The organism is Methylobacterium radiodurans (genome assembly GCF_003173735.1).
In the GTDB taxonomy this organism is placed as follows: Bacteria; Pseudomonadota; Alphaproteobacteria; order Rhizobiales; family Beijerinckiaceae; genus Methylobacterium; species Methylobacterium radiodurans.
The window spans coordinates 3,353,348-3,375,170 of the sequence record NZ_CP029551.1 but is presented as its reverse complement, the minus strand read 5'-3'; the positions used below and the strand labels follow the sequence as shown (position 1 = coordinate 3,375,170).

Annotated in this window: 20 protein-coding genes; 7 read left to right on the top strand and 13 right to left on the bottom strand. The window is 72.0% G+C overall.

Annotated features, from left to right (window positions below):
- Positions 1–105: 105 nt before the first annotated feature.
- Complete coding sequence (locus DK427_RS15820) at positions 106–1,794, top strand: methyl-accepting chemotaxis protein (RefSeq protein ID WP_109952100.1); 1,689 nt, start codon at positions 106–108, stop codon at positions 1,792–1,794.
- Between the two features lie 360 nt (positions 1,795–2,154).
- Here DK427_RS15820 and DK427_RS15815 read toward each other — a convergent pair whose 3' ends face one another.
- The 4 genes from DK427_RS15815 to DK427_RS15800 form a co-directional block, all read right to left on the bottom strand.
- A complete protein-coding gene (locus DK427_RS15815) occupies positions 2,155–3,276 on the bottom strand; it encodes a 2'-deoxycytidine 5'-triphosphate deaminase (protein WP_109952099.1) in 1,122 nt (373 codons plus the stop codon).
- 264 nt (positions 3,277–3,540) lie between these two features.
- The gene (locus tag DK427_RS15810) at positions 3,541–3,870 is read right to left on the bottom strand and encodes a CsbD family protein (protein ID WP_109952098.1); all 330 of its coding nucleotides are present in this window, start codon (positions 3,868–3,870) and stop codon (positions 3,541–3,543) included.
- A gap of 287 nt (positions 3,871–4,157) precedes the next feature.
- Positions 4,158–5,618 carry a helix-turn-helix transcriptional regulator gene (locus DK427_RS15805; protein ID WP_109954202.1) on the bottom strand — a complete coding sequence of 487 codons (1,461 nt, stop codon included), beginning with the start codon at positions 5,616–5,618 and terminating at the stop codon, positions 4,158–4,160.
- 193 nt (positions 5,619–5,811) lie between these two features.
- A complete protein-coding gene (locus tag DK427_RS15800) occupies positions 5,812–7,359 on the bottom strand; it encodes a helicase HerA-like domain-containing protein (RefSeq protein WP_109952097.1) in 1,548 nt (515 codons plus the stop codon).
- A 134-nt stretch (positions 7,360–7,493) separates the two neighbouring features.
- Between DK427_RS15800 and DK427_RS15795 the strand changes: the two genes are divergently transcribed.
- Together DK427_RS15795 and olsB are read left to right on the top strand one after the other, a co-directional pair.
- Positions 7,494–7,880: a hypothetical protein gene (locus tag DK427_RS15795; RefSeq protein WP_109952096.1), complete on the top strand. Its 387-nt coding sequence runs from the start codon at positions 7,494–7,496 to the stop codon at positions 7,878–7,880.
- 142 nt (positions 7,881–8,022) lie between these two features.
- Positions 8,023–9,042 (top strand): l-ornithine N(alpha)-acyltransferase, encoded by a 1,020-nt coding sequence (olsB, locus tag DK427_RS15790; protein WP_109952095.1) that lies wholly within the window; start codon positions 8,023–8,025, stop codon positions 9,040–9,042.
- Positions 9,043–9,057: 15 nt separating this feature from the next.
- Here olsB and DK427_RS15785 read toward each other — a convergent pair whose 3' ends face one another.
- The 5 genes from DK427_RS15785 to DK427_RS15765 all read right to left on the bottom strand — a co-directional run bounded on the left by DK427_RS15785 (position 9,058) and on the right by DK427_RS15765 (position 13,018).
- The gene (locus DK427_RS15785; protein WP_109954201.1) at positions 9,058–9,636 is read right to left on the bottom strand and encodes an SCO family protein; all 579 of its coding nucleotides are present in this window, start codon (positions 9,634–9,636) and stop codon (positions 9,058–9,060) included.
- A 23-nt stretch (positions 9,637–9,659) separates the two neighbouring features.
- Positions 9,660–10,268 (bottom strand): septation protein A, encoded by a 609-nt coding sequence (locus tag DK427_RS15780; RefSeq protein ID WP_109952094.1) that lies wholly within the window; start codon positions 10,266–10,268, stop codon positions 9,660–9,662.
- A gap of 93 nt (positions 10,269–10,361) precedes the next feature.
- Positions 10,362–11,270 carry a DMT family transporter gene (locus DK427_RS15775; protein WP_245931032.1) on the bottom strand — a complete coding sequence of 303 codons (909 nt, stop codon included), beginning with the start codon at positions 11,268–11,270 and terminating at the stop codon, positions 10,362–10,364.
- Between the two features lie 213 nt (positions 11,271–11,483).
- Complete coding sequence (locus tag DK427_RS15770; protein WP_109952093.1) at positions 11,484–11,789, bottom strand: hypothetical protein; 306 nt, start codon at positions 11,787–11,789, stop codon at positions 11,484–11,486.
- Positions 11,790–12,283: 494 nt separating this feature from the next.
- On the bottom strand, positions 12,284–13,018 hold the full coding sequence (locus DK427_RS15765) for a GyrI-like domain-containing protein (protein WP_109952092.1): 735 nt from the start codon (positions 13,016–13,018) through the stop codon (positions 12,284–12,286).
- Positions 13,019–13,245: 227 nt separating this feature from the next.
- On the opposite strand from DK427_RS15765, the gene dapF reads away from it, so the two are divergent.
- Together dapF and mtaB are read left to right on the top strand one after the other, a co-directional pair.
- Complete coding sequence (gene dapF / locus DK427_RS15755) at positions 13,246–14,133, top strand: diaminopimelate epimerase (protein WP_109952090.1); 888 nt, start codon at positions 13,246–13,248, stop codon at positions 14,131–14,133.
- Positions 14,133–15,350, top strand: a complete 1,218-nt coding sequence (mtaB, locus tag DK427_RS15750) for a tRNA (N(6)-L-threonylcarbamoyladenosine(37)-C(2))-methylthiotransferase MtaB (RefSeq protein WP_109952089.1) — start codon at positions 14,133–14,135, stop codon at positions 15,348–15,350. The genes dapF and mtaB overlap by 1 nt, the downstream gene beginning before the upstream one ends.
- Before the next feature lie 155 nt (positions 15,351–15,505).
- Here the strand turns inward: mtaB and DK427_RS15745 are convergent, their stop codons facing one another.
- Positions 15,506–16,198: an RluA family pseudouridine synthase gene (locus tag DK427_RS15745; protein WP_109952088.1), complete on the bottom strand. Its 693-nt coding sequence runs from the start codon at positions 16,196–16,198 to the stop codon at positions 15,506–15,508.
- A 58-nt stretch (positions 16,199–16,256) separates the two neighbouring features.
- Here DK427_RS15745 and ftsY point away from each other — a divergent pair, with 58 nt between their 5' ends.
- On the top strand, positions 16,257–17,663 hold the full coding sequence (gene ftsY / locus DK427_RS15740) for a signal recognition particle-docking protein FtsY (RefSeq protein WP_109952087.1): 1,407 nt from the start codon (positions 16,257–16,259) through the stop codon (positions 17,661–17,663).
- Positions 17,664–17,877: 214 nt separating this feature from the next.
- On the opposite strand, the gene cysN is transcribed toward ftsY, so the two are convergent.
- The 3 genes from cysN to DK427_RS15720 are packed head-to-tail and all read right to left on the bottom strand — an operon-like array spanning position 17,878 to position 21,037.
- Positions 17,878–19,281: a sulfate adenylyltransferase subunit CysN gene (gene cysN / locus DK427_RS15730; protein ID WP_109952086.1), complete on the bottom strand. Its 1,404-nt coding sequence runs from the start codon at positions 19,279–19,281 to the stop codon at positions 17,878–17,880.
- On the bottom strand, positions 19,281–20,231 hold the full coding sequence (cysD, locus tag DK427_RS15725) for a sulfate adenylyltransferase subunit CysD (RefSeq protein ID WP_109952085.1): 951 nt from the start codon (positions 20,229–20,231) through the stop codon (positions 19,281–19,283). The genes cysN and cysD overlap by 1 nt, the downstream gene beginning before the upstream one ends.
- A complete protein-coding gene (locus DK427_RS15720) occupies positions 20,228–21,037 on the bottom strand; it encodes a phosphoadenylyl-sulfate reductase (protein WP_109954199.1) in 810 nt (269 codons plus the stop codon). Before DK427_RS15720 ends, cysD begins: the two co-directional genes overlap by 4 nt.
- 238 nt (positions 21,038–21,275) lie before the next feature.
- Between DK427_RS15720 and DK427_RS15715 the strand changes: the two genes are divergently transcribed.
- A complete protein-coding gene (locus DK427_RS15715) occupies positions 21,276–21,791 on the top strand; it encodes an Lrp/AsnC family transcriptional regulator (protein WP_066924247.1) in 516 nt (171 codons plus the stop codon).
- Positions 21,792–21,823 lie beyond the last annotated feature (32 nt).

Here is a 21,823-nt window from a genome sequence, read left to right as displayed (position 1 = left end):
TCCGGATCGGGTTCAAGTTATAGGTTCGGTTACTGGCGGTGCATATGCCCGGGTTAGGTTCGCTCCAGACCGGCGCCAATCGACCCGTAGGATCCAGTGACATACATGCGCGCATTTGCTCGACTCAGGCTGGTTGCAAAGCTGGCGGTGGTCTTCTCGGCCTTGATCCTCACCGCGGCCGGCACGGCCGCACTCACGTGGCGCGGCGCTGCCGCCGTGCAGGACGCCGGCGACTGGAACGAGCACACCCACCGGGTGCTCGAACAGGTCCAGGCCCTGACCACCGCCATGCTCAATCAGGAGACCGGACTGCGTGGCTACCTGCTCGCCGCCGACGAGCGTTTCCTCGAGCCCTACAAGGCCGGCGCGGGGCTCTACGCCGAGGCGTCCGCCCAGATGCGCCGCCTGACCGCCGACAACCCGCAGCAGCAGCAGCGCCTCGACCAGATCGACGCGCTCGCGCGCCAGTGGCGTGAGCAGATTGGCGACCGCGCGATCGCCCTGATGCGCGAGCCGGAAACCCGCGGCCAAGCCCGGCAGATCGAGATCTCCGGTCAGGGCAAGACGGCGATGGACGCGCTGCGCGCCAAGGCCGGCGAGGTCGATCGGGTCGAGCGCGCCCTGCTGGAGACGCGGATCGCGGCGGCCTCGGCGGCGGCCTCGGACATGCGCGTCGCCGTGCTGACCGGCCTGATGGTGATGATCGGCGCGGCGATCCTCGGCATCCTTCTCCTGAACCGCACCGTCTCCGGCCCGCTGCGCGGGATGACCGCCCTGATCGAACGTCTCGCGGCCGGCGACGCGACGACCGAGGTGAGCTACCGCGACCGGCGCGACGAGATCGGCGCGATCGCGGGCGCCGTGCAGGTGTTCAAGGACAACATGATCCACACCCGCCAACTGGAGCAGGAGACGGCGCTCGCCCGGACGGGCGCGGAGGCGCAGCGCAACGCGGCGATGCGCGGAATGGCCGACGACTTCGAGCGCGCGGTCGGCGGCATCATCGGCACGGTCTCGTCGGCGGCGACCGAACTGCAGGGCACGGCCCGCTCCCTGTCGGGCGCGGCCGATATCGCCGCCGGCCAGTCGAATGCCGTGGCGGCGGCGGCCGAGCAGGCGTCCTCGAACGTCGCCACCGTGTCGGCGGCCGCCGAGGAACTGGGCTCGTCGGTGGCCGAGATCGGCCGGCAGGTCGACGGCTCGGCGAGCCTGGCCCTGGCGGCTGTGGCGGAGGCCGACAGGACGGTCGAGCTGGTCCAGGCGCTGAGCGGGGCGGCCGCGCGCATCGGCGACGTGGTGGCGCTGATCTCGTCGATCGCGGGCCAGACGAACCTGCTGGCCTTGAACGCCACGATCGAGGCGGCGCGGGCCGGCGAGGCGGGCCGCGGCTTCGCGGTCGTCGCGGCCGAGGTCAAGGAACTCGCCGCCCAGACCGCGCGGGCGACCGAGGAGATCTCGACGCAGATCGGCCGGATCCAGGGCTCGACCGGTCAGGCGGTGACGGCGATCGGCGGCATCACCGAGCGGATCCGGGAGCTGAGCGGCGTCGCCAACGCGATCGCGGCGGCGGTCGAGGAGCAGGGCGCGGCGACCCAGGAGATCGTGCGCAACGTCGCCCAGGCCGCGACCGGCACCGCGGAGGTGACGACGAACGTCACGGTCGTCGCCGGCGCGGCGAGCGAGACGGGCGCGGCCGCGACGCAGGTCCTGTCCTCGGCCTCCGAGCTGTCGCGCCAGTCCGAGCACCTCTCGGCCGAGGTGCAGCGCTTCCTCGCCACCGTCAGGGCCGCGTGAGCGCGGCGGCCGGTCCCGGGATCCGTCCCGGGACCGGCCGACCGGCATTGTCGCGCGGGAGGGTTTCGGCAGGGGGCGGCCGGCGAACGGTGTCATGCCGCCGCCGGTCGACCACGCCGGTTCGTATCCCTGACCGGTCATCCCGGGGCCGCAGAGCGGAACCCGGAAGGACGGGGGGAGAGCCCGCCGAACGATCGAGCCGGGCAAGGGTATCCGGCGCCCCGCAGACGAGTTCTCCGCCGAAGTGGACGCCGGTTCGACGCACGTGCGGACCGGAGAGAGGGCTTCGAGCCCGATCGCGACGCCCGCGTCTCCAGCCGCGGCGCGCGCTTTGCCCTGCGGATCCGGTGCCTGGACCGCTCAAGCGAAGTGCTTCGAGAGCTTGAGCCCCTGGGCCTGGTAGTTCGAGCCGGCGCCCGCAGCGCCGTAGAGGGTGCGCGGCAGGGCCGCCATCCGCTCGTAGACGAGCCGGCCCACGATCTGGCCGTCCTCCAGCAGGAAGGGCACGTCGCGCGAGCGCACCTCCAGCACGGCCCGCGCCCCGCTGCCCCCCGCGCCCGCATGGCCGAAGCCGGGATCGAAGAAGCCGGCGTAGTGCACCCGGAACTCGCCCACCAGCGGATCGAACGGCACCATCTCGGCGGCGTGGTCGGGCGGCACCTGCACCGCCTCCTTGGAGGCCAGGATGTAGAACTGGCCGGGATCGAGGATCAGCGTGCCCGAGCCGTCGGCGGCGAGCGGCTCCCAGAAGTCGCGGACCGGGTGGCGGCCCGGCGCATCGACGTCGACGAGGCCGGTATGGCGCTTGGCGCGGTAGCCGATCAGCCCGTCGAAGCCCGCGAGATCGACCGAGACCGCGACCCCGCCCTGGAAGGAGGGCTCGGCCACGCTGACGAGGGGCGAGCGGGCGTGGAGCGCGGCGAGCTCGACCTCGCGCAGGCGCGGGTCGCCCCGGCGGAAGCGGATCTGGGACAGGCGCGAGCCCGTGCGCACGAGGACCGGGAAGGTGCGCGGCGAGATCTCGGCGTAGAGCGGGCCGGCATAGCCAGGCTCGACCTGATCGAAGGCGGCGGCCCGGTCGGTGATGACGCGGGTGAACACGTCGATGCGCCCGGTCGAGCTTTTCGGATTCGCGGAGGCCGCAAGCTCCCCCGGCAGCGCGAGACTCTCCTGCAGCTCGGCGATGTAGACGCAGCCGGTCTCCAGCACCGCGCCCTCGCTGAGGTCGATCTCGTGCAGGGAGAGCGCCGCCACGCAGGCGGAGACCGGGCGCTCGCGGCCCGGCAGGAAGCTCGTGCGCACCCGGAAGACGCGCCGCCCGAGCCTCAGGTCGAGGCTGGCGGGCTGGATCTGGCCCGGGGCGAAGGGGGCCTCCGTGCGGATCGCGCCCGCCTCGGCGAGCGCCGCGATGTCCTGGGCCGGCAGGATGCCGTCCCCTGCCGGCCGGTCGGCCTCGGAAGCCCGCGTCGTGCTGGTGTTCATGGCGCGTGGGATCCCGTGCGAAAAGCTCCTTGTCCCCTGAGGCGCCTAAGATGCGGTAAAACGCCGGGACCCGAAAGGTCCCCAGCCCGGAGCGCGGGCGGGGACCGAAGGGAGGCCCGGTCGCAGGTCAGGCGGATCAGGCGCGTCAGGCGCCGGGCAGGGTGGCAGGCTGCGGCGCGCCGAGGTGGCTCCGAGGAAGGCGGCGAGCGCGCCCAGGATCAGCGCTAGCGCCGCGTACAAAGCGCCTGATGGGTTGAAGGGGCCTCAGAGCTTGCTGACGAGGAGGCCCAGACCGAATCCGACGAGGCCTGCGACGACGAGCGAGGCGTGCGGCCACTCGGCGGACCGGTCATGGCCCTCTCGGAGGTAGTGGCGGCCGCGGTCGTAGGCGTCCTCGGCGTAGTCGTGAGCCTCGTCCGCCGCGTGCCGGACGGCGTCCTTGGCCTGACCGTAGAGGTTCTCGGCCTGCCCACCCGCCTCGCGCAGGCGGCCCTCCGCCGAGTCGCGCCGCGAGCCGGTGAGGTCACCGACCGCGCCCTGAACCTTGCCGCCCAGTTCCTTGGCGGCGCCCGTGATCCTGTCGGTGTCGATCATGTCGTTCTCCGTGACGTCCGTGGTGCGGGAGACGGCCCCGCGCGGGGCCGCCCGGTGACGTGTCGCTCGGCGCGCGCCAGCGAGACCGGCCCTCGGCCTCGCCCTCGGCATCGCCGGTGGCTTGGCCGACGACCGCCTTCGCCGAGCCACTGAGCGGCGCGGCGGAAGCCTTGTTTCGGTCCTCACGGGCGCGGCACGCCGTGCTGTGAGGAAACCTGCGACCAGACCGAGATGTGCGCCCCTGCGGGCAGGTCCAGTCGTGCGGAAGGATCAGGCCGGCTGTGTGCTCAGACGCTCCCGGCCTGGTAGGGGAACCCGTTCTCACGGCCCCAGACCACGGCCTCCGTGCGCCGGTGGACGCCGAGCTTGCGGTAGAGCGCGGCGCCGTGGTTGCGCACCGTGTTGCGGGAGAGGCCGAGCTTGCGCGCGATGGCGTCGTCGTCGAGGCCCGAGCAGATCAGGTTCAGGATCTGGCGCTCGCGCACGGTGAGATTCGGCGCGGCGGCGTCGCCGCCCTCGCGGTCGGGACGGCGCAGGTTCGCCAGCTTCTCGATCAGGCCGCGGCTGAACCACGAGGTGTCGGCCATCACCGTCTCGATGGCGTCGAACAGCTCGCGCTCGCCGCGCTTGCGATCGGTGATGTCCTGCAGGACGAGCAGGACGAAGTCCGCGTCGTTGATGCTGATGCGCTCGGCCGAGACCAGGCAATCGAGGTTCGCCCCGCTCTCGTGGCGCAGGCAGACCTCCGCGCCGAGCAGGTGGCCGCTGCGGGCGAGCCCCGCCTCGAACTGCTCGCGCTGGGCCTGGGTCACCCAGAGCCCTGCCTCGTCGAGCGAGCGCCCGACGACACGGTCCTCGCCGAAGCCGAGGACGCGGGTGAAGGCCTCGTTGACGGCGGTGATCCGGAAATCGTCGGCCCGCGCCAGCACGGTCGGCACGGGGGTGAGCCGGAAGGCCTTGGCGAAGCGCTCCTCGCTCTGGCGCAGGGCCGTCTCGGCTTTGCGCCGCAATTCGAGGTCGGCGAAGGTGAAGAGCATGCAGGGCTCGTCGCCCATCTCGATGGGCTGGCCCGCCACGATGACGAAGCGGCTGGCGCCGTCGGGCAGCTCCAGGCAGGCCTCCATCTGCGGGATGGTGCCGCCCTCGTTCAGCCGCGAGACCGCGAGTTCGCGGTTGCGGGCGCCCGCCAGCACGTCGACCTCGTAGACGCTGCGGCCGATCACGGCGTCGCGGGTATGGCCGGTCATCTCCAGGAAGCCGTGGTTGACCTTGATGTGGCGCAGGTCGGAGAGCCGCGTGATCACGGCGGGCGCCGGGTTCGCGTTGAAGGTCCGCTCGAAGCGCTCCTCGGCCTCGAACTGATCGGAGACGTCCTTGAGGACGAGCGCCAGGCAGCTCGGATTGCCCTGGTGATCCGTGGCGACGAGGCTCCGGAGCGAGTGCACGAAGTCCTGGTCCGGCCGGTCCGCACGGGTCACCTGGACCACGACGTCGTGGAAGGTCTCGCCGGCCACGACCCGCTCCATCGGGTAGGCGTCCGGGGCGCGGTTGTTGCGGTAGCGCAGGCGGAAGCGCTCCCGGTAGGCGTCGACCGTGGGGCCGAGCTCGTCGATCGAGGCGACCCCGTGCATGGCGAGCGCGGCCGCGTTGGCGTAGGACAGGCTCTGGTCGGGCTCGACCAGGATCACCCCCTCGCTCAGGCCGGCGATGATCTGCCGGAGCTCATGCCTGTCGACATCCGCCTTCACGGCCCCCACCGCCCCCTCGTTCCTGGCGCTGCCCGACCGGCAGCGGGGCACAAACGGGTTGCGCCCAAGGGTGTTCCGCGCGAGGCGGAGTTTTCAGTGGTATGCCCGTATTCCGGGGGCGAACGGTCTCGACCAGGGCGGGGCCCGGCCCGGCGGCCCGCACCCCGCGTGAGCGTGGGTCGTCCTGGTTCGGCTACTTCTTCGTCAGCCCGCCCAGCACGTTGCGCAGGATGGCGTCGCCCACCTGCTTGCCGACGCTGCGGGCCATCGAGCGGGCGGCGTTCGACACCACCTGCTCCACGAGCCCCGGCCGCGGGCGACGCCCGCTCCGCGTCGCCCCCTTGCCCTTCGGTGCCTCGTCCCCGCCGAGCAGGCTGCCCAGCACGCCCCCGAGCAGGCCGCCGAGCCCGCCCTCGCTCTCCTTGGCGGCCTCGGCCGTGTCCGCGTCGAGGCCCTTGCGGGCGGCGAGCATCTCGTAGGCGCTCTCGTTGTCGACGGCCTCGTCGTACTTGCCGCGCAGGGGGCTGCGGGCGATCACCTCGGCCCGCTCGGCCGGCGTGAGGGGCCCGACCCGGCCCTGCGGCGGGGCGATCAAGGCCCGCTCGACGATCGAGGGCGTGCCCTTGGCCTCCAGGAAGCTCACCAGCGCCTCGCCGACGCCGAGTTCCGTGATCGCCTTCGCGACGTCGAAGCCCGGGTTCTGCCGGAAGGTCTCGGCGGCGGCCCGCACCGCGCGCTGGTCGCGGGGCGTGAAGGCGCGCAGGCCGTGCTGCACCCGGTTGCCGAGCTGGCCCAGCACCGTCTCGGGCACGTCGAGCGGGTTCTGGGTGACGAAGTAGACGCCGACCCCCTTCGAGCGGATCAGGCGCACCACCTGTTCCACCGCGTCGAGGAGCGCCTTCGGGGCGTCGTCGAACAGGAGGTGGGCCTCGTCGAAGAAGAAGACGAGCTTCGGCCGGTCGAGGTCGCCCACCTCCGGCAGCTGCTCGAACAGCTCCGAGAGCATCCAGAGCAGGAACGAGGCGTAGAGCTTCGGCCGCTGCATCAGCTTGTCGGCGGCCAGGATGTTGACGTGGCCCCTGCCCTCCCGGTCCTTGCGCATGAAGTCGGCGAGATCCAGCGCCGGCTCGCCGAAGAACCTGTCGGCGCCCTGGTTCTCCAGGACCAGGAGCTGGCGCTGGATCGCCCCGACGCTGGCCGCGGAGACGTTGCCGTAGGTGCCGGAGATCTCCCGCAGGTTCTCCGAGCAGAAGTTGAGCAGCGCGCGCAGGTCCTTCAGGTCGATGACCGGCCAGTGGTTCTCGTCGGCGACCCGGAAGGCGATGTTGAGCACGCCCTCCTGGGTGTCGTTGAGTTCGAGGAGCCGCGCCAGCAGCAGCGGGCCCATCTCGCTGACCGTGCAGCGGATCGGGTGGCCCTGCTCGCCGAACAGGTCCCAGAACACGGTCGGGAAGCGATCGGGCTCGTACGTGATCCCGAGTTCCTCGGCGCGCTTGACGAAGACGGGCTTGGCCTCCCCGGCCGCCGCGATCCCCGAGAGGTCGCCCTTGATGTCGGCGGCGAAGACCGGCACGCCCGCGTTCGAGAAGCCCTCGGCCAGAACCTGAAGGGTCACGGTCTTGCCGGTGCCGGTGGCCCCCGCCACCAGCCCGTGCCGGTTGGCCAGCCGCAGCGTCAGCACCTCGGGCTTGGCGCTTGGCCCCGTGCTCTTGCCGACCAGGAGCGTGCCGTCGTCCGCCATCGTTCGAATCCCCGTGCGCTGCCGCCCGAGGTTATGCCGCGGCGCGGCCCGATTGCCAGAGCCGCCCGCACAGCTTGATTTCCCGCGCGCGAGGCCCGACAGACGGGGGCGATTTTTCGGGAAGGCCTGGATCCATGGAAGAACTGATCGCCCGCGTGACCAACCGCACCGGGCTCGACGCCGCCACGGCGCAGACCGCGATCGGGCACATCATCGCCTTCCTGCAGAAGGAGGGCCCGGCGACCGAGGTCGCCCAGCTCATGGCCGCGATCCCGGGCTCGGAGGCGCTGGTCGCCGACTCGAACGCCTCCGAGGGCGGCGGCGGCCTGATGGGCATGCTGGGCGGCATGATGGGCGGCGGCGTGATGGCGCTCGGCCAGAAGCTGATGTCGGCCGGCGTGCCGATGGGCCAGATGCAGCCGCTGGGGCAGGAGCTCTTCGCCTTCGGCCGCGAGAAGGCGGGCGAGGACGTGATGGGCCCGATCGTCGGCTCGATCCCGGGTCTGAACCAGTTCGTCTGATCCCGGGTCGGACAGCCGGCGCGACAGGCGCGCGCCGCTGTCATAAAAGCGTTCGCGCTTCGTGGTCATGAGTGTGACCGCGAGGCGCGGGCCGCACCGTCCGGGGGACGGCGGCCGGGGGCCTCCGGAGCGGGCTTCGACGATGGTCGCGAACTTCACCCGTGGGGCCGGCGCGGCCTTTGCGAGCGGCTGGGACCGCGGCGTGGCCGAGCCCATCGCCAAGCTCAAGCGGCGGGGCGCCGAGGCCGGCATCCCGGGGCTGGGCGGGCGCAGCCTCGTGCCGCCGGGCGCCACGCCGATCCGCTTCGCCGAGCGCTTCAAGGCGCCGCTCGCCACGCCGGGCCTGGGGCCGAGCCTCGGCCGGCTCGGCACGCTGGAGGTGCGGCTCGCCGTGAAGAAGGGCGAGGTGCGCCGGGCCCAGCGCCTGCGCTACGGCGTGTTCTACGAGGAGATGTCGGCGGTGCCGACCGGCATGGCGGCCTTCTCGCGCCGCGACGCCGACGAGTACGACGCGCTCTGCGACCACCTCCTGGTGATCGACCACGCCGCGACCGAGGCCAAACCCTTCCGCAAGGCTCGGCCCAAGGTGGTGGGCACCTACCGGCTGCTGCGCGGAGAGGTGGCCGAGCGCAACTTCGGCTTCTACTCGGCGGGCGAGTACGACCTCGGGCCGCTGCTCGCCGCCCAGGCCGGCAAGCGCATCCTGGAACTCGGCCGCTCCTGCGTGCTCAAGCCCTACCGCACCAAGCGCACGGTCGAGCTGCTCTGGACCGGCATCTACGCCTATCTGCGGCACCACCGGATCGACGCGCTGATCGGCTGCGCCAGCCTGGAGGGCACCGACCCGGACCGGCTCGCCCTGCCCTTGAGCTTCCTCCACCACCACGCCCGCGCCCCCGAGGGCTGGTGCGCGCGGGCGCTGCCCGGCCGCCACGTGCCGATGGATCGCCTCGCCCGCGGCGCGGTCGATCCGAAGGCGGCGCTCCAGGCCCTGCCGCCGCTGATCAAGGGCTACCTGCGGGTCGGCGCGACCTTCGGCGACGGGGCGGTGGTGGACCACCAGTTCGGCACCACCGACGTGTTCGTGGTGCTGCCCGTCGAGGCGATCGCGGCGCGCTATCTCGGCCATTTCGGGCCGGCGGCGAACCGGCACGCGGCCTGACGACCGCTCAAGCGGTCACAGCCGCTTGGCGAGTTCCGCCGCGCTCTGGTCGGCCGGGCGCATCAGGTTGAGCGCCCCGAGGAAGCGGTTCTTGCCGTCCATCACGTAGACCAGGGCGGTGTGCTCCATCGTGTAGTCGCCGTCCTTGGTGGGCACCTTGCGACTGTAGGCGCGGTAGCCCTTCACCGCTGCCGCGACCTGCTCCGGCGTGCCCGTGAGGCCGACGATGCGCGGGTCGAAGCTCGCCAGATAGGCCTTGAGGTCGGCGGGCCGGTCGCGCTCCGGATCGACCGTGATGAAGGCGACCTTCACGCCCTTCCCCTTCTCGCCCAAGGCCGCCAGCACGTCGGAGACCTGCTGCAGGGTGGTCGGGCAGATCTCGGGACAGTGGGTGAAGCCGAAGAAGACGAGGTGCGTGGCGCCCGCGAAGGCGCGCTCGGTCGTGGGGCGGCCGTCCTGATCGACGAGGCTGAACGGGCCGCCGACGCTGGCCACCGCCTCCTGCTGCGGGGGCACGAGCGTGAACCAAGCCGCGCCCGCGATGCCGACGAGGCCGATCACGAAGGCGGCGAGCGGGACGATCGCCCGGTGCAGCGTCGAGGTGCCGGAGGCCGCGCTCACGCCCGGACGTCCTTGCGCTCGTAGCGGGTGAGGAGCGGCGTCTGGGCCAGCGCGAACACCACCGTGATCGGCATGATGCCGAAGACCTTGAAGTTCACCCAGAAATCCTCCGTCTGCGTGCGCCAGACCACCTCGTTCAGCGCGGCGAGCGCCAGGAAGAACAGGCCCCAGCGGAAGGTGAGCTTGCGCCAGCCCTCGTCGGTCAGCGAGAACATCGAGTCGAGCACGACGGCGAGGAGCGGCTTGCCGAAGGCGAGGCCGCCGAGCAGCACCACGCCGAACAGCGTATTCACGATGGTGGGCTTCACCATGATGAAGGTCTTGTCCTGCAGGTAGAGGGTCAGGCCGCCGAACACCACCACGACGACGCCAGAGACCAGCGGCATCACCGGTAGGCGCCGCACCAGGGCGTAGTGGATGGCGAGCGCCGTCACGGTCGCGGCCACGAACAGGCCGGTGGCGACGAAGAGTTTTTGGTCGGCCACGATCCCGAAGCGCTCGGCGTAGGCGTTGCCGAGGAAGAACAGCACCAGCGGCCCCATCTCCAGGGCGAGCTTCAGGAGTGGCGGCAGGTGGCGGTGCGGAGGGGCGGATTCGATCTGCATGGCCCCGATATAGGCGTTTCGTGCGCGTCTGTCCGCGCACCTGTCCGCGCATCCCTGCGGGTGCCCGGGGTCGGGCACTAGCGGGCGCGGGCGTCAGCCGGCCTGCGGTCGTGGCCGGCGGCCGGCCTCCTGCGCCAGCAGGTACAGGCCCGAGCCGATCACGATCATCGCGCCGACGAGGGTCCAGCCGCTCGGCACGTCGCCGAAGACCAGGAAGCCGAGCGACACCGACCAGACGAGCTGCGTGTAGATGAAGGGCGCCAGCACGCTCGCCGGGGCGCGGGCGTGCGCCAGGATCAGCAGCCAGTGTCCGAAGGTGCCGATGAGCCCGATGCCGACGAGGAGCGCCCAGACCTGCGGGGTCGCGGGGCTCGACCAGATCCAGGGCAGGACCGGCAGCATCACGGCGAGCCCCGACAGGCCGGAGAAGAACAGCGTGGTGCGGGTCGAGTCGTGGGCCGCGAGCTTGCGCGTCAGGATCACGTAGAAGGCGTAGCAGACCATGTTGCCGAGGCTGAACAGCACGGCCGGGTGGACAGTGCCGAGGCCAGGCCGCACGATGACCAGCACGCCCATGAACCCGACCGCGATGGCGGCCAGCCGGTCGCGGGAGGAGCGTTCGCCCAGCAGCGGCCCGGCGAGCAGCGCCACGGCGAGCGGCGCGGCGAATTGGATCGAGACCGTCTCGGCGAGTTGCAGGTAGCGCAGGGCCAGGAAGTTCAGCGCCGTGGTGCCGAACAGCAGCAGCGAGCGCAGGATCTGCAGGGGCAGCCGGCGGCTCCGCACCACCTCGGGGTGGCGGACCGGGTTCAACACCAGGGTGATCAGCGCCACGTTGACCGCGTAGCGCATGAAGGTCGAGACCAGCGGGTCGACTCCGAGCCCTGCCAGGGTCTTGCCGCAGGCGTCGAGGCTCGCGAAGGAGGCGACCGCGCCGCACATCAGCGCGATGCCGACGAGCCGGCGCCGGTCCGGAACGGTGCGCGTCGCTGGGCCGGTCACGGCATGGGTCTGGGGGACATAGGTCTGGGGGACATGGGCCTGGGGCGCCTGGGCCTGGGGCACGTCAGATCTCACGGATGATCGGCCCAGCGGAGGGCGCCCGATCAGAGGTTGCGGCGAGGTCCGCTTCCTAACCCGGGATCGTAATCGGGGTGAGGCCGTTCGGCGCAGGGCTGCCCTGCCGGCCGCTTCGGCCCAGTTTCAGGTACAGGCTCAGCGCCGGGCTTCCCGCGGAGTCTCGCGGGCGTTCGCCTTCTGCACCCGGGCCTTCTCGCCGCTGTGGCTGGCGATGAGCGCGCCGAGATGTTGCTGGTCGAGTCCGCGGGCCGGGGCGGCTGCAGCCGCCGGCGCGCGCTCGGCCTGGCTCGGCGCGATCGAGCCGGTGGTGGTCGGCTCCGGGATGGCGCGGGCGAGGGTGGTGGGCTGCTCGCGCTGGACGCGCAGGGTCCAGTGGGCGGCGGTGGAGAGCGCGGCGATCGCCAGGATCGCCTTGATGCCACCGGTGAGGAGGCGTCGCATGGTCGTCAGGCCCGAAGGAACGCGGTGGCACGCGGCCGGTTCCCCGGCCCGTCCTTATCCTTACCGGGCGGCGTGAACGAAGCCACAAGAACCTGCCGGTGTCTTCGTCCCGGAACGGGCCAGCTCAGGCGCGGGTCAGATCACGCGCCAGATCATGGACGAGCCCGGAGAAGTTTGTGGGCCATGCGCCGGATCCGCGGTTCCTGTTCCCCGCGCCTCCGACACCCCTGCAGCCGCCCGGCCCACTGGGTCTCACGGGAGCGGCCCAGAGAACTGGTCCGGACCGCCCCGTCGCTGCCGACCCCGCTACCATGCCGGCCCGAGCGGGCTCGCGAAACCTTCAGGCGCATCGGCCGCGGGGACCGCCGATGTAGAGGGCGCGCGGGCGCCAAGCAACCGCGGCGATCCGTCCTGGCTCCATCTCAGGCCCCGATAACCGGGGGAAACAAGCTCGGCGGTTCGACCGTGATGCTCTCTGCGTCACAACTCGTGGCCTACCGCGTGAGCGCGTAGATGTTCACCTCGAGCTTGTCGTCGGTGCCGTCCGTGAGATCGGTGACGTACTCCTCGATGAAGCGGTCCTGGACCATGATGTCCTTGGCGTCGAGATAGGCGGTCAGCGTCTCGTAGGTGCCGTCGATCCCCTCGTAGGAGCCCTTGTGCGAGAAGCGCAGGGCCTTGCCGGAAGGCGTCGTGCCGAAGCGCAGCTCGCCCTCCGGCGCCCGCTCGGGCGTTTGGGCGACCGGGATCATCGCCTCGTACTGGAAGCCGTCGTCGTCGGTGCGGGTGAAGACCGCGATCGGCCGGCCGGCCGGCGCGATGCCGGCCTTGGCGAGGTCGGATTCGATGCGGGCGAAGATCTGGCGCAGGCTCTGGGCCGCCTCCTCCCACTTCGCCTTCCCGGCCAGGATCGCCGCGGGCTTGGCCGGCAGCGAGACTTCGTCCACGTCGCTCGCGTCGCCGGGCGTCTCCACGAGCGTCGGGCGCGCGGTGGCGGCGTTCGGCTTCGCGTCGGCGGGCGGCGCGGCCGGCGGCGTCAGCGCCTTCTCGGGCTGGGGCGCGGCGGAGCGCTCCGGGTCCTGCGGCGGGTTCGGCGCCGTCGTGGTCGGCAGCGGGTTCGTCTGCGCCGGGGACGGTGCCGTCGAGGGCGGCGGGGGTGGCTGTTGCTGTGCGAGGGCCGGGTGGGCGAGGACGAGGGCGGCGGCGAGCGCGGGACGAAGGCGGATCAAGGATACGCTCCGGCAGAAGGGGCTACCCGTCCCGGTTGCGAATCGGCCGGGCCTGGGGGCGCAAGGTAGTGACGAACCGGGCGTCCCGCGAGGGCGGCCAGGCCACGGCGGCGCGGCGATCGCGCGGGGGCGCCGCCCGCCCGGCCCCCTCGCGCCGGAGGGCCGGGTTTGCCATATAGCCCGCAGCCTTCGCCCCGATATCCGAGACAACCCGGCCCGCAAACGGCATGAGCGCACTCGCGAACCGACGTTTCCTGAAGATGCACGGCGCCGGCAACGCCATCGTGGTGCTCGACCTGCGCGGCAGTGCGCACCGTGTCGCGCCCGAGGAGGCGCGCGCCATCGCGGCCGATGCCGGCTCGCGCTTCGACCAGCTCATGGTCGTGCACGATCCCGTGAGCCCCGGCACCGACGCCTACATGCGGATCTACAACACGGACGGCTCGGAATCGGGCGCTTGCGGCAACGGCACGCGCTGCGTCGCCTACGCGATGTTCGACGACCCCGCCATGGCGCGCCCCGCCGAGGGCGGGCGCCTGACCCTGGAGACGGTGGCGGGCCAGGTCGGGGTGCGGCGGGTCGCCGAGCGCGCCTTCACGGTCGACATGGGCCGGCCGCGGCTCGCCTGGGACGAGATCCCGCTGGCCGAGCCCTTTCCCGACACCCGCCGGATCGAGCTGCAGATCGGCCCGATCGACGATCCCGTGCTGCACTCGCCGGGCGTCGTGAACATGGGCAACCCGCACGCGGTGTTCTTCACCGAGCGCGACCCGGACGGCTACGACCTCGCCCGGTTCGGGCCGCTGCTGGAGAACCACCCGATCTTCCCCGAGCGGGCCAACATCTCGGTGGCGCAGGTGACGGGGCGCGACACGATCAGGCTCCGGGTCTGGGAGCGGGGCGCGGGCCTGACGCTCGCCTGCGGCACCGCCGCCTGCGCCACCGTGGTGGCGGCCTCGCGCCTGCGCATGATCGGGCGCCACGCCACGGTGAGCCTGCCGGGCGGCGACCTCGTGATCGAGTGGCGGGCCGACGACCACGTGCTGATGACCGGCCCGGTCTTCCTGGAGGCGGAGGGCACCTTCGCGCCGGAGCTGTTCGCCGGGGCCGCCTGATGGCGGTCGAGACCCTGACCTTCGGCTGCCGGCTCAACACCGTCGAGTCGGAGGCGATGCGCGCGGCTGCCGGCGGCCATCCGGGCGACCTCGTCATCGTCAACACCTGCGCGGTCACGGAGGCCGCGGGCCGGGAAGCCCGCAAGGCGATCCGGCGGCTGCACCGCGAGCGGCCGGGCGCGACGATCGCGGTCACGGGCTGCGGCGCGCAGGTCGAGACCGCGGCCTACGCGGCGATGCCCGAGGTGGCGCGCCTCGTCGGCAACGCCGAGAAGCTCGATCCCGCCGCCTGGGCCGCCGCGCCCGCGCGGGACGTATCCGACGTGATGGCGGCACGCGCCGTGACGCCGACACGGATCACCGGCATGGCGGGGCACACCCGCGCCTTCGTGCCGGTGCAGAACGGCTGCGACCACCGCTGCACCTTCTGCGTGATCCCGTTCGGGCGGGGGAACGCGCGCTCGGTCGCCGTCCCGGAGGTGGTCGCGCAGGTCGCCCGCATCGTGGAGGCGGGCGGGCGCGAGGTGGTGCTGACCGGTGTCGATCTCACCGCCTACGGGCGCGACCTCGGGGACCTCACCCTCGGGCGCCTCGTGCGGGCGATCCTCGCCGGCGTGCCGGATCTGGCGCGGCTACGCCTCTCCTCGATCGATTCGGTCGAAGCCGACCCGGAGCTGGTGCGCGCCTTCGCCGAGGAGGCGCGGCTGATGCCCCATCTCCACCTCTCGCTCCAGGCCGGCGACGACCTCGTGCTGAAGCGGATGAAGCGGCGGCACCTCCGCGCCGACGCGATTCGCTTCTGCGCCGAGATCCGCGCCTTGCGGCCCGACACGGTGTTCGGCGCCGACCTGATCGCCGGCTTCCCGACGGAGACCGAGGCGCAGTTCGCCCGCTCGCTCGACCTCGTGGCGGAATGCGGGCTGACGCACCTGCACGTCTTCCCCTACTCCGCCCGCCCCGGCACGCCCGCCGCCCGGATGCCGTCTGTGGCCCCGGACGTGATCCGGGAGCGCGCGGCGCGGCTGCGGGCTGCGGGCGCCGCTGCGCTCCTGCGCCACCTCGACGGCGAGGTCGGCCGCACGCACCGGGTGCTGGCCGAGCGCGGCGGCACCGGCCGCACGGAGGGCTTCACGCCGGTCCGCCTCGCGGCAGAGCCCGGCACGCTCCACACCGTGACGATCGCCGCCCACGACGGCCGCGCGTTGATCGCGGCCTGAAGTCCCGGTTTCGAAAGGTCGAGACCTTTCGCGGGTGCAGGGCAGAGCCCTGCTGTTGGCCTCCGCACCCGGCCTTGCCGGGTCCGGAGACCAAATCCGGGGCTGCGCGCCCCGGACCCCGCCAAAGGGTCTCGACCCTTTGGAATCCCGGAAACCTACCCGCTCCAGCCGCAGCCCGCGAGCGCCGACCGCATGTGCTGCGGGGCCGGCGCCTCGGCCCGGATCGCGTCGCGCTTCGGGTAGAGCGGGATCGCGAGCGACCGGGCGTGCAACTGCAATACGCTGTCGCGCGGGCCGCCGCCGTAGATCGGGTCGCCCAGGATCGGCCAGCCGGACTCGGCGCAGTGCACACGCAGTTGGTGCGTGCGGCCGGTGATGGGCTTCAGCTCCAGCCAGGTCCGCCCCGCCGCCGGGTCGCGTCCGAGCACGCGCCAGTGCGTCAGCGCCGGGTCGCCCGCCGGGTCGGCCTTCATCCACCACGAGCGCGGATCGGGCGAGCGCCGGGCGAGCGCCAGGTCGATCTGGCCAGCCTCCGCCTCCGGCCCGCCCACCACCACCGCCCAGTAGGTCTTCTCGACGGCCGAGCCCGCGAACAGCTTGCCGAGCCGGGCCAGCGCCTTGGCGTGGCGCCCGAGCGCGAGGCAGCCCGATGTGTCGCGGTCGAGCCGGTGCACCGCCTCCGGCCGGCGCGGCAGGCCGAAGCGGAGCGCGTCGAGATGGTCGGTCAGGGTCTCGCCGCCCTTCGGGCCCGGATGCACCGGTAATCCCGCCGGCTTGTCGATGACGAGCAGCAGGGCATCGCGGTAGAGGAGGCGCGCGCCTATGTCAGGCAGGATCGGGGCGGACATATCCCCCGCTAGACCATTCCGGCGCGCCGGGACACCGGGCGCCAGCAAGGACGTGACGATGAGCGAGGACAAGCCGGGCTGGTTCGGCCGCCTGTTCGGGCGGAAGGGCGCCGAGAAGGCGCCGGAGCCTGCCGAGGAGACGCCGCCGCCGGACGAGGCCGCCTCCCCGGTCGATCCGGCTTCGCCGGCAGAGGGGCACCCCGACTTCGCCACGGCGGCCGACGACGTCACGCACGTGCCCTTGCCGCCGGAGGAGCCGGCGCCCGAGGCGCCTTCGCGCAACACGGTGCCGGACGTCGTCGAAGGCGCCGGCCTCATGCCGATCGAGGGACAGGAGGAGCGCCCGCCCGCCGGCACCGCGGGTGACGACCCGGCGCGCGGCGCCGAGCCCGCCGACACCACCTCCCAGGCGCGGGAGCCCGAGACCGGCGAGGCCGATAGCCCGGACCGGACCCCGGCTTCCGTCCCCGACATCCAGCCGGTCGACGCGGCCGCCGCGCTCGCCTTCGACGCCGGGGCGGAGCCGCAGCGCGAGCCCGAGGTCCGCGGCTGGTGGAGCCGCCTCACCTCCGGGATGAAGCGCACCTCGTCCAACCTGTCGGAGCGGGTCACGGGGCTCTTCACCAAGCGCAAGCTCGACGCCACGACCCTGGAGGATCTGGAGGACGCGCTGATCCAGGCCGATTTCGGCGTCGAGACCGCGACCCGGATCTCGGACGCCGTCGGCAAGGGCCGCTACGAGCGGGGCATCTCGCCCGACGAGGTCCGGTCCATCCTGGCCGCGGAGGTGGAACGGGCGCTCGATCCGGTGGCGCAGCCGCTCGCCATCGACGCCTCGAAGAAGCCCTACGTCATCCTCTGCGTCGGCGTGAACGGGGCCGGCAAGACCACGACGCTCGGCAAGCTCTCGCTGAAGTTCCGGGCCGAGGGGCGCTCGGTGATGCTGGCGGCCGGCGACACCTTCCGGGCCGCGGCGATCGACCAACTCAAGGTCTGGGGCGCGCGCACCAACACGCCGGTGATCAGCGGGGCGCAAGGGGCGGACGCGGCGGGCCTTGCCTTCGACGCGCTGAAACAGGCGCGCGAGGCCGGCACCGACGTGCTCCTCATCGACACGGCCGGTCGGCTCCAGAACAAGGCCGGGCTGATGGCGGAGCTGGAGAAGATCATCCGGGTGATCCGCAAGTTCGATCCGGAGGCGCCGCACGCGACGCTGCTCGTGCTCGACGCCACCGTCGGCCAGAACGCGCTGAGCCAGGTCGAGCTGTTCTCGCAGGCAGCACCCGTCTCGGGACTGGTGATGACGAAGCTCGACGGAACGGCGCGGGGCGGCATCCTGGTAGCGCTCGCGGCGAAGTTCGGCCTGCCGGTGCACTTCATCGGCGTCGGCGAGGGCGTGGAGGATCTGGAGCCCTTCGCGGCCCGGGATTTCGCGCGGGCGATCGCGGGGCTGGAGAAGGCGTGAGCCGCAGCACCCCCTCTCCCCGCTCGCGGGGAGAGGGCTTCATGCCCCCTTGTCGGGGCATGAAGCGAGGCGGCAGCCGGTGGTGAGGGGGCGACTCCGGAAGAGCCTCCTCCGGCAATACCCCCTCACTCTCGCTACCGCTTGTCGCGCCGACGACGAGGTCGTCGCGACCCTCTCCCCGCCCGGCGGGGAGAGGGGAATCCACCCGGAAGCCTCAGCTCCCGAACAGCCCGCGCAGTTTTGCCAGGAAGCCGCCCTTTCGGGGCTCCGCCGCTACCTCGGTGGTCGTCGGGATCCGCGCCCCGCCATCCGCCCGGCGCGGCGCCTGGACCAGGCCGAGGGCGGCCGTGTCCGTGGTCTCGCGGTCGATCAGGATGAGGCCGCCGGTCTCGCGGTTCTCCGCGTAGGCGTCGAAGGCCACGGGCCGATCGAGGGTCAGCGTCACGTCGGCGATGTCGTTGGCGCTGAGCGTCTCGGCGGGGCCGGGCTGGCCCGTCTCCGGGTCGATGCGGGTGCGGATCGCCGTCACGGTGGCGTTCGTCGTCACCGTGCCGATCTTGGCGAGCAAAGCCGCGCCCGGCGCCAGCGGGCTCTCGGAGGCCCAGAACAGGCGCACGTCGAGCGTGTCCGAGACCTGCATCGGCCGGTCGCTCGCCGCGATCACGTTGCCGCGGGAGGCATCGACCTGATCGGCGAGCACCAGCGTCACCGACTGGTCCTCGCCCGCGACCGCGAGGTCGCCGTCCGCCGTGTAGATGCGGGCGACCGTCGAGGTCCGGCCGTTCGGCGCGACCGTGACGCTGTCGCCCGGACGCACGCGGCCCGACGCGATGCGGCCCGAATAGCCGCGGAACTCCGAATCCGGCCGGTTCACCCACTGCACCGCCATGCGGAAGGGGGCGGCGAGCGCCTCCTCGTGCACCGGCACGTCCTCGAGATAGGAGAGCAGCGTGCCGCCCGTGTACCAGGTGGCGGCGGTGCCCGGCAGCACGACGTTGTCGCCGTTCTTGGCCGAGAGCGGGATCGCCCGCACCTCGGCGAAGCCCAGGTTCTTCGTGAAATCCGTGAAGCCTGCCAGAATTTCCTCGAACTTGGTCTGCGACCAGCCGACGAGGTCCATCTTGTTCACGGCGAGCGCGATCCGCCGGATGCCGAGCATCGAGACGAGGAGCGCGTGGCGGCGCGTCTGCCGGGTCAGGCCCTGGCGGGCATCGACCAGGATCACCGCGACGTCGGCCGTCGAGGCACCGGTCGCCATGTTGCGGGTGTACTGCTCGTGGCCGGGCGTGTCGGCCACGATGAAGGAGCGCTTCTCGGTCGAGAAGAAGCGGTAGGCCACGTCGATGGTGATGCCCTGCTCGCGCTCGGCCTGCAGGCCGTCCACGAGCAGCGCCAGATCGACCTCCTGACCCTGCGTGCCGTGCTTGCGGGAATCCCGCTGCAGGGCCGAGATCTGGTCGTCGAAGATCTGCTTGGTGTCGTGCAGCAGGCGCCCGATCAGGGTCGACTTGCCGTCGTCCACCGAGCCGCAGGCGATGAAGCGCAGCACTTCCTTGCGCTGGTGGGCGGCCAGGAAGGCCTCGTAGCCGAAGGTCTCCGGTGACTGGTGGATCGTCATCAGAAATAGCCCTCCTGCTTCTTGCGCTCCATGGCGCCCGCGCCGTCCTTGTCGATGACCCGGCCCTGCCGCTCCGAGGTGCGGGCGGCCAGCGTCTCGCCGATGATCTCTGGCAGGGTCGCCGCCGGGCTCTCCACCGCGCCGGTCAGCGGGTAGCAGCCGAGCGTGCGGAAGCGGACCTGGCGCATCTGCGGGGTCTCGCCGGGGTTCAGCGGCAGGCGCTCGTCATCGACCATCAGGAGCTGGCCGTCGCGCTCCACCACCGGCCGCTCCTTGGCGAAGTAGAGCGGCACGATCGGGATGTTCTCCTGCTCGATGTAGAGCCAGATATCGAGCTCGGTCCAGTTCGACAGCGGGAAGACGCGCAAGGACTCGCCCCGCTTCTTGCGCAGGTTGTAGAGGTGCCAGGGCTCGGCACGCTGGCGCTTCGGGTCCCAGCGGTGCTGCGCGGTGCGCAAGCTGACGATGCGCTCCTTGGCGCGGCTCGCCTCCTCGTCGCGCCGCGCGCCGCCGAAGGCCGCGTCGAACTTGTGCTGGTCGAGCGCCTGCCGCAGCGCCTGCGTCTTCATCACGTCGGTGTGGACCTCGGAGCCGTGGCTGATCGGACCGACGCCGCGGGCCAGGCCCTCCTGGTTGGTGTGGACCAGGAGGTCGAGGCCGAGTTCCTTCGCGCGCTGGTCGCGGAAGGCGATCATCTCGCGGAACTTCCAGGTCGTATCGACGTGCAGCAAGGGGAAGGGCAGCTTGCCCGGCGCGAAAGCCTTCAGCGCCAGGTGCAGCAGGACCGAGGAATCCTTGCCGATCGAGTAGAGCATCACTGGGTTCTCGGTCTCGGCGACCGTCTCCCGGAAGATGTGGATGCTCTCGGCCTCCAGGCGCTGCAGGTGGGTCAGCCGATCGGGTCCGAAGGTCTGTCTCGGCGCGGCCTGAACCGCTTGGGCGGCGCTCATCGGGCCATCTCCAGGTTGTGTTGGGTCTCTGTGGTCGCGGATTCCGGTTCGAACACGGCGGCTTCGCGGCCGGGCTCGACGTTCGCTTCAGGGCGGCCGACATGCAGGCCGCACTCCTTCTTCTCTTCCTGCTCCCACCACCAGCGGCCGGCGCGCTCGCTCTCGCCGACGCGCACCGCGCGGGTGCAGGGCGCGCAGCCGATCGACGGGAAGCCGCGGTCGTGCAGGACGTTGTAGGGCACGTAATTGTCGCGCACGAAGCGGTCGACGTCCTCGCGCGACCAGTCCGCCAGGGGATTGAGCTTCAGCAGGCCGCGCTCGGCGTCGTAGGCCGCGAGCGGGGTCGCGGCGCGGTTGGCCGACTGGCCGGCGCGCAGGCCCGTGAGCCAGCCGGCGGCACCCTTCAGGGCGCGGGCGAGCGGCTCGACCTTGCGGAAGCCGCAGCAGGCCTGCCGGGCGGCGACCGAGTGGCGGAAGCCGTTGATCCCCTCCTCGGCCACGAAGCGCTCCTCGGCCTCGCGCTCGGGCGCGAAGGCGCGGATGCGGATGCCGTAGGCCGATTCGGTCTCGGCCCAGACGTCGTAGGTCTCGGGAAACAGCCGGCCGGTATCGAGGGTGACGATCTCGGTGCGGCCCTTGGCGAGCGCGATCGCGTGGGTCAGCACCTGATCCTCGATGCCGAGGCTCGTGGTGAAGACCAGCCGGCCCGGCACCTCCGCCTCGATCAGGCGGATCCGGCCGGGCAGGTCGCGCTCCGTCAGGGCGGCCGCGAGGGCCTCGGCGGCCTGTGGGTTGAGCAGGGTCATCATGCGTCCGCGAAAAAACTGCGGTTGTGTGAGGGCTGAGATGTTCGCTATAACGAACGAAGTCAAGGCGGAGCGGCCTTGCGCACCGTGCATCCGCTTCCGTCGCGGGGGGTAGCGGCGCAACGGCCCGGAATCCGGTTTGGTTGCCTGTTCGGGAAAGATCCTTCTCGCCGGAGGAGATCGTCCCGCCGCGACAGGGCTTCCCGCCGCCGCCCCCGAACGTCATGCCGGAGGTCCCGTGGATTCGATCGACCTGAAGATCCTCGCCCTGCTCCAGACGGACGCGACCCTCTCGATCGCCGCGATCGGCGAGCGGGTCGGCCTGTCGCAGACGCCCTGCTGGAAGCGCATCCAGCGCCTGGAGGCGGACGGGGTCATCGACCGGCGGGTGGCCGTGCTCGACCCGGTCAAGCTCGGGCTCGGCCTCACGGTCTTCGTCTCGATCGAGACCGCCGACCACTCGAAGGACTGGCTGGAGCGCTTCGCCGACACCGTCTCGGCGATGCCCGAGGTGCTGGAATTCTACCGCATGGCCGGCGACGTCGATTACATGCTGCGGGTCGTCGTCGCCGACATGGCCGCCTACGACACCTTCTACAAGAAGCTCATCGCCACACTGCCTCTCAAGAATGTGACCTCGCGCTTCGCCATGGAGAAGGTGAAGTCCACCACCGCCCTGCCCCTCCCAGCGCCCCCGACGCACGGCCGGCACCTGCCCGGCACCGCGCCGACCCTAGCGGTGGTTGGGGAATAATCTTTTCTTTTGCGCCGCAACAACAGTCGGCT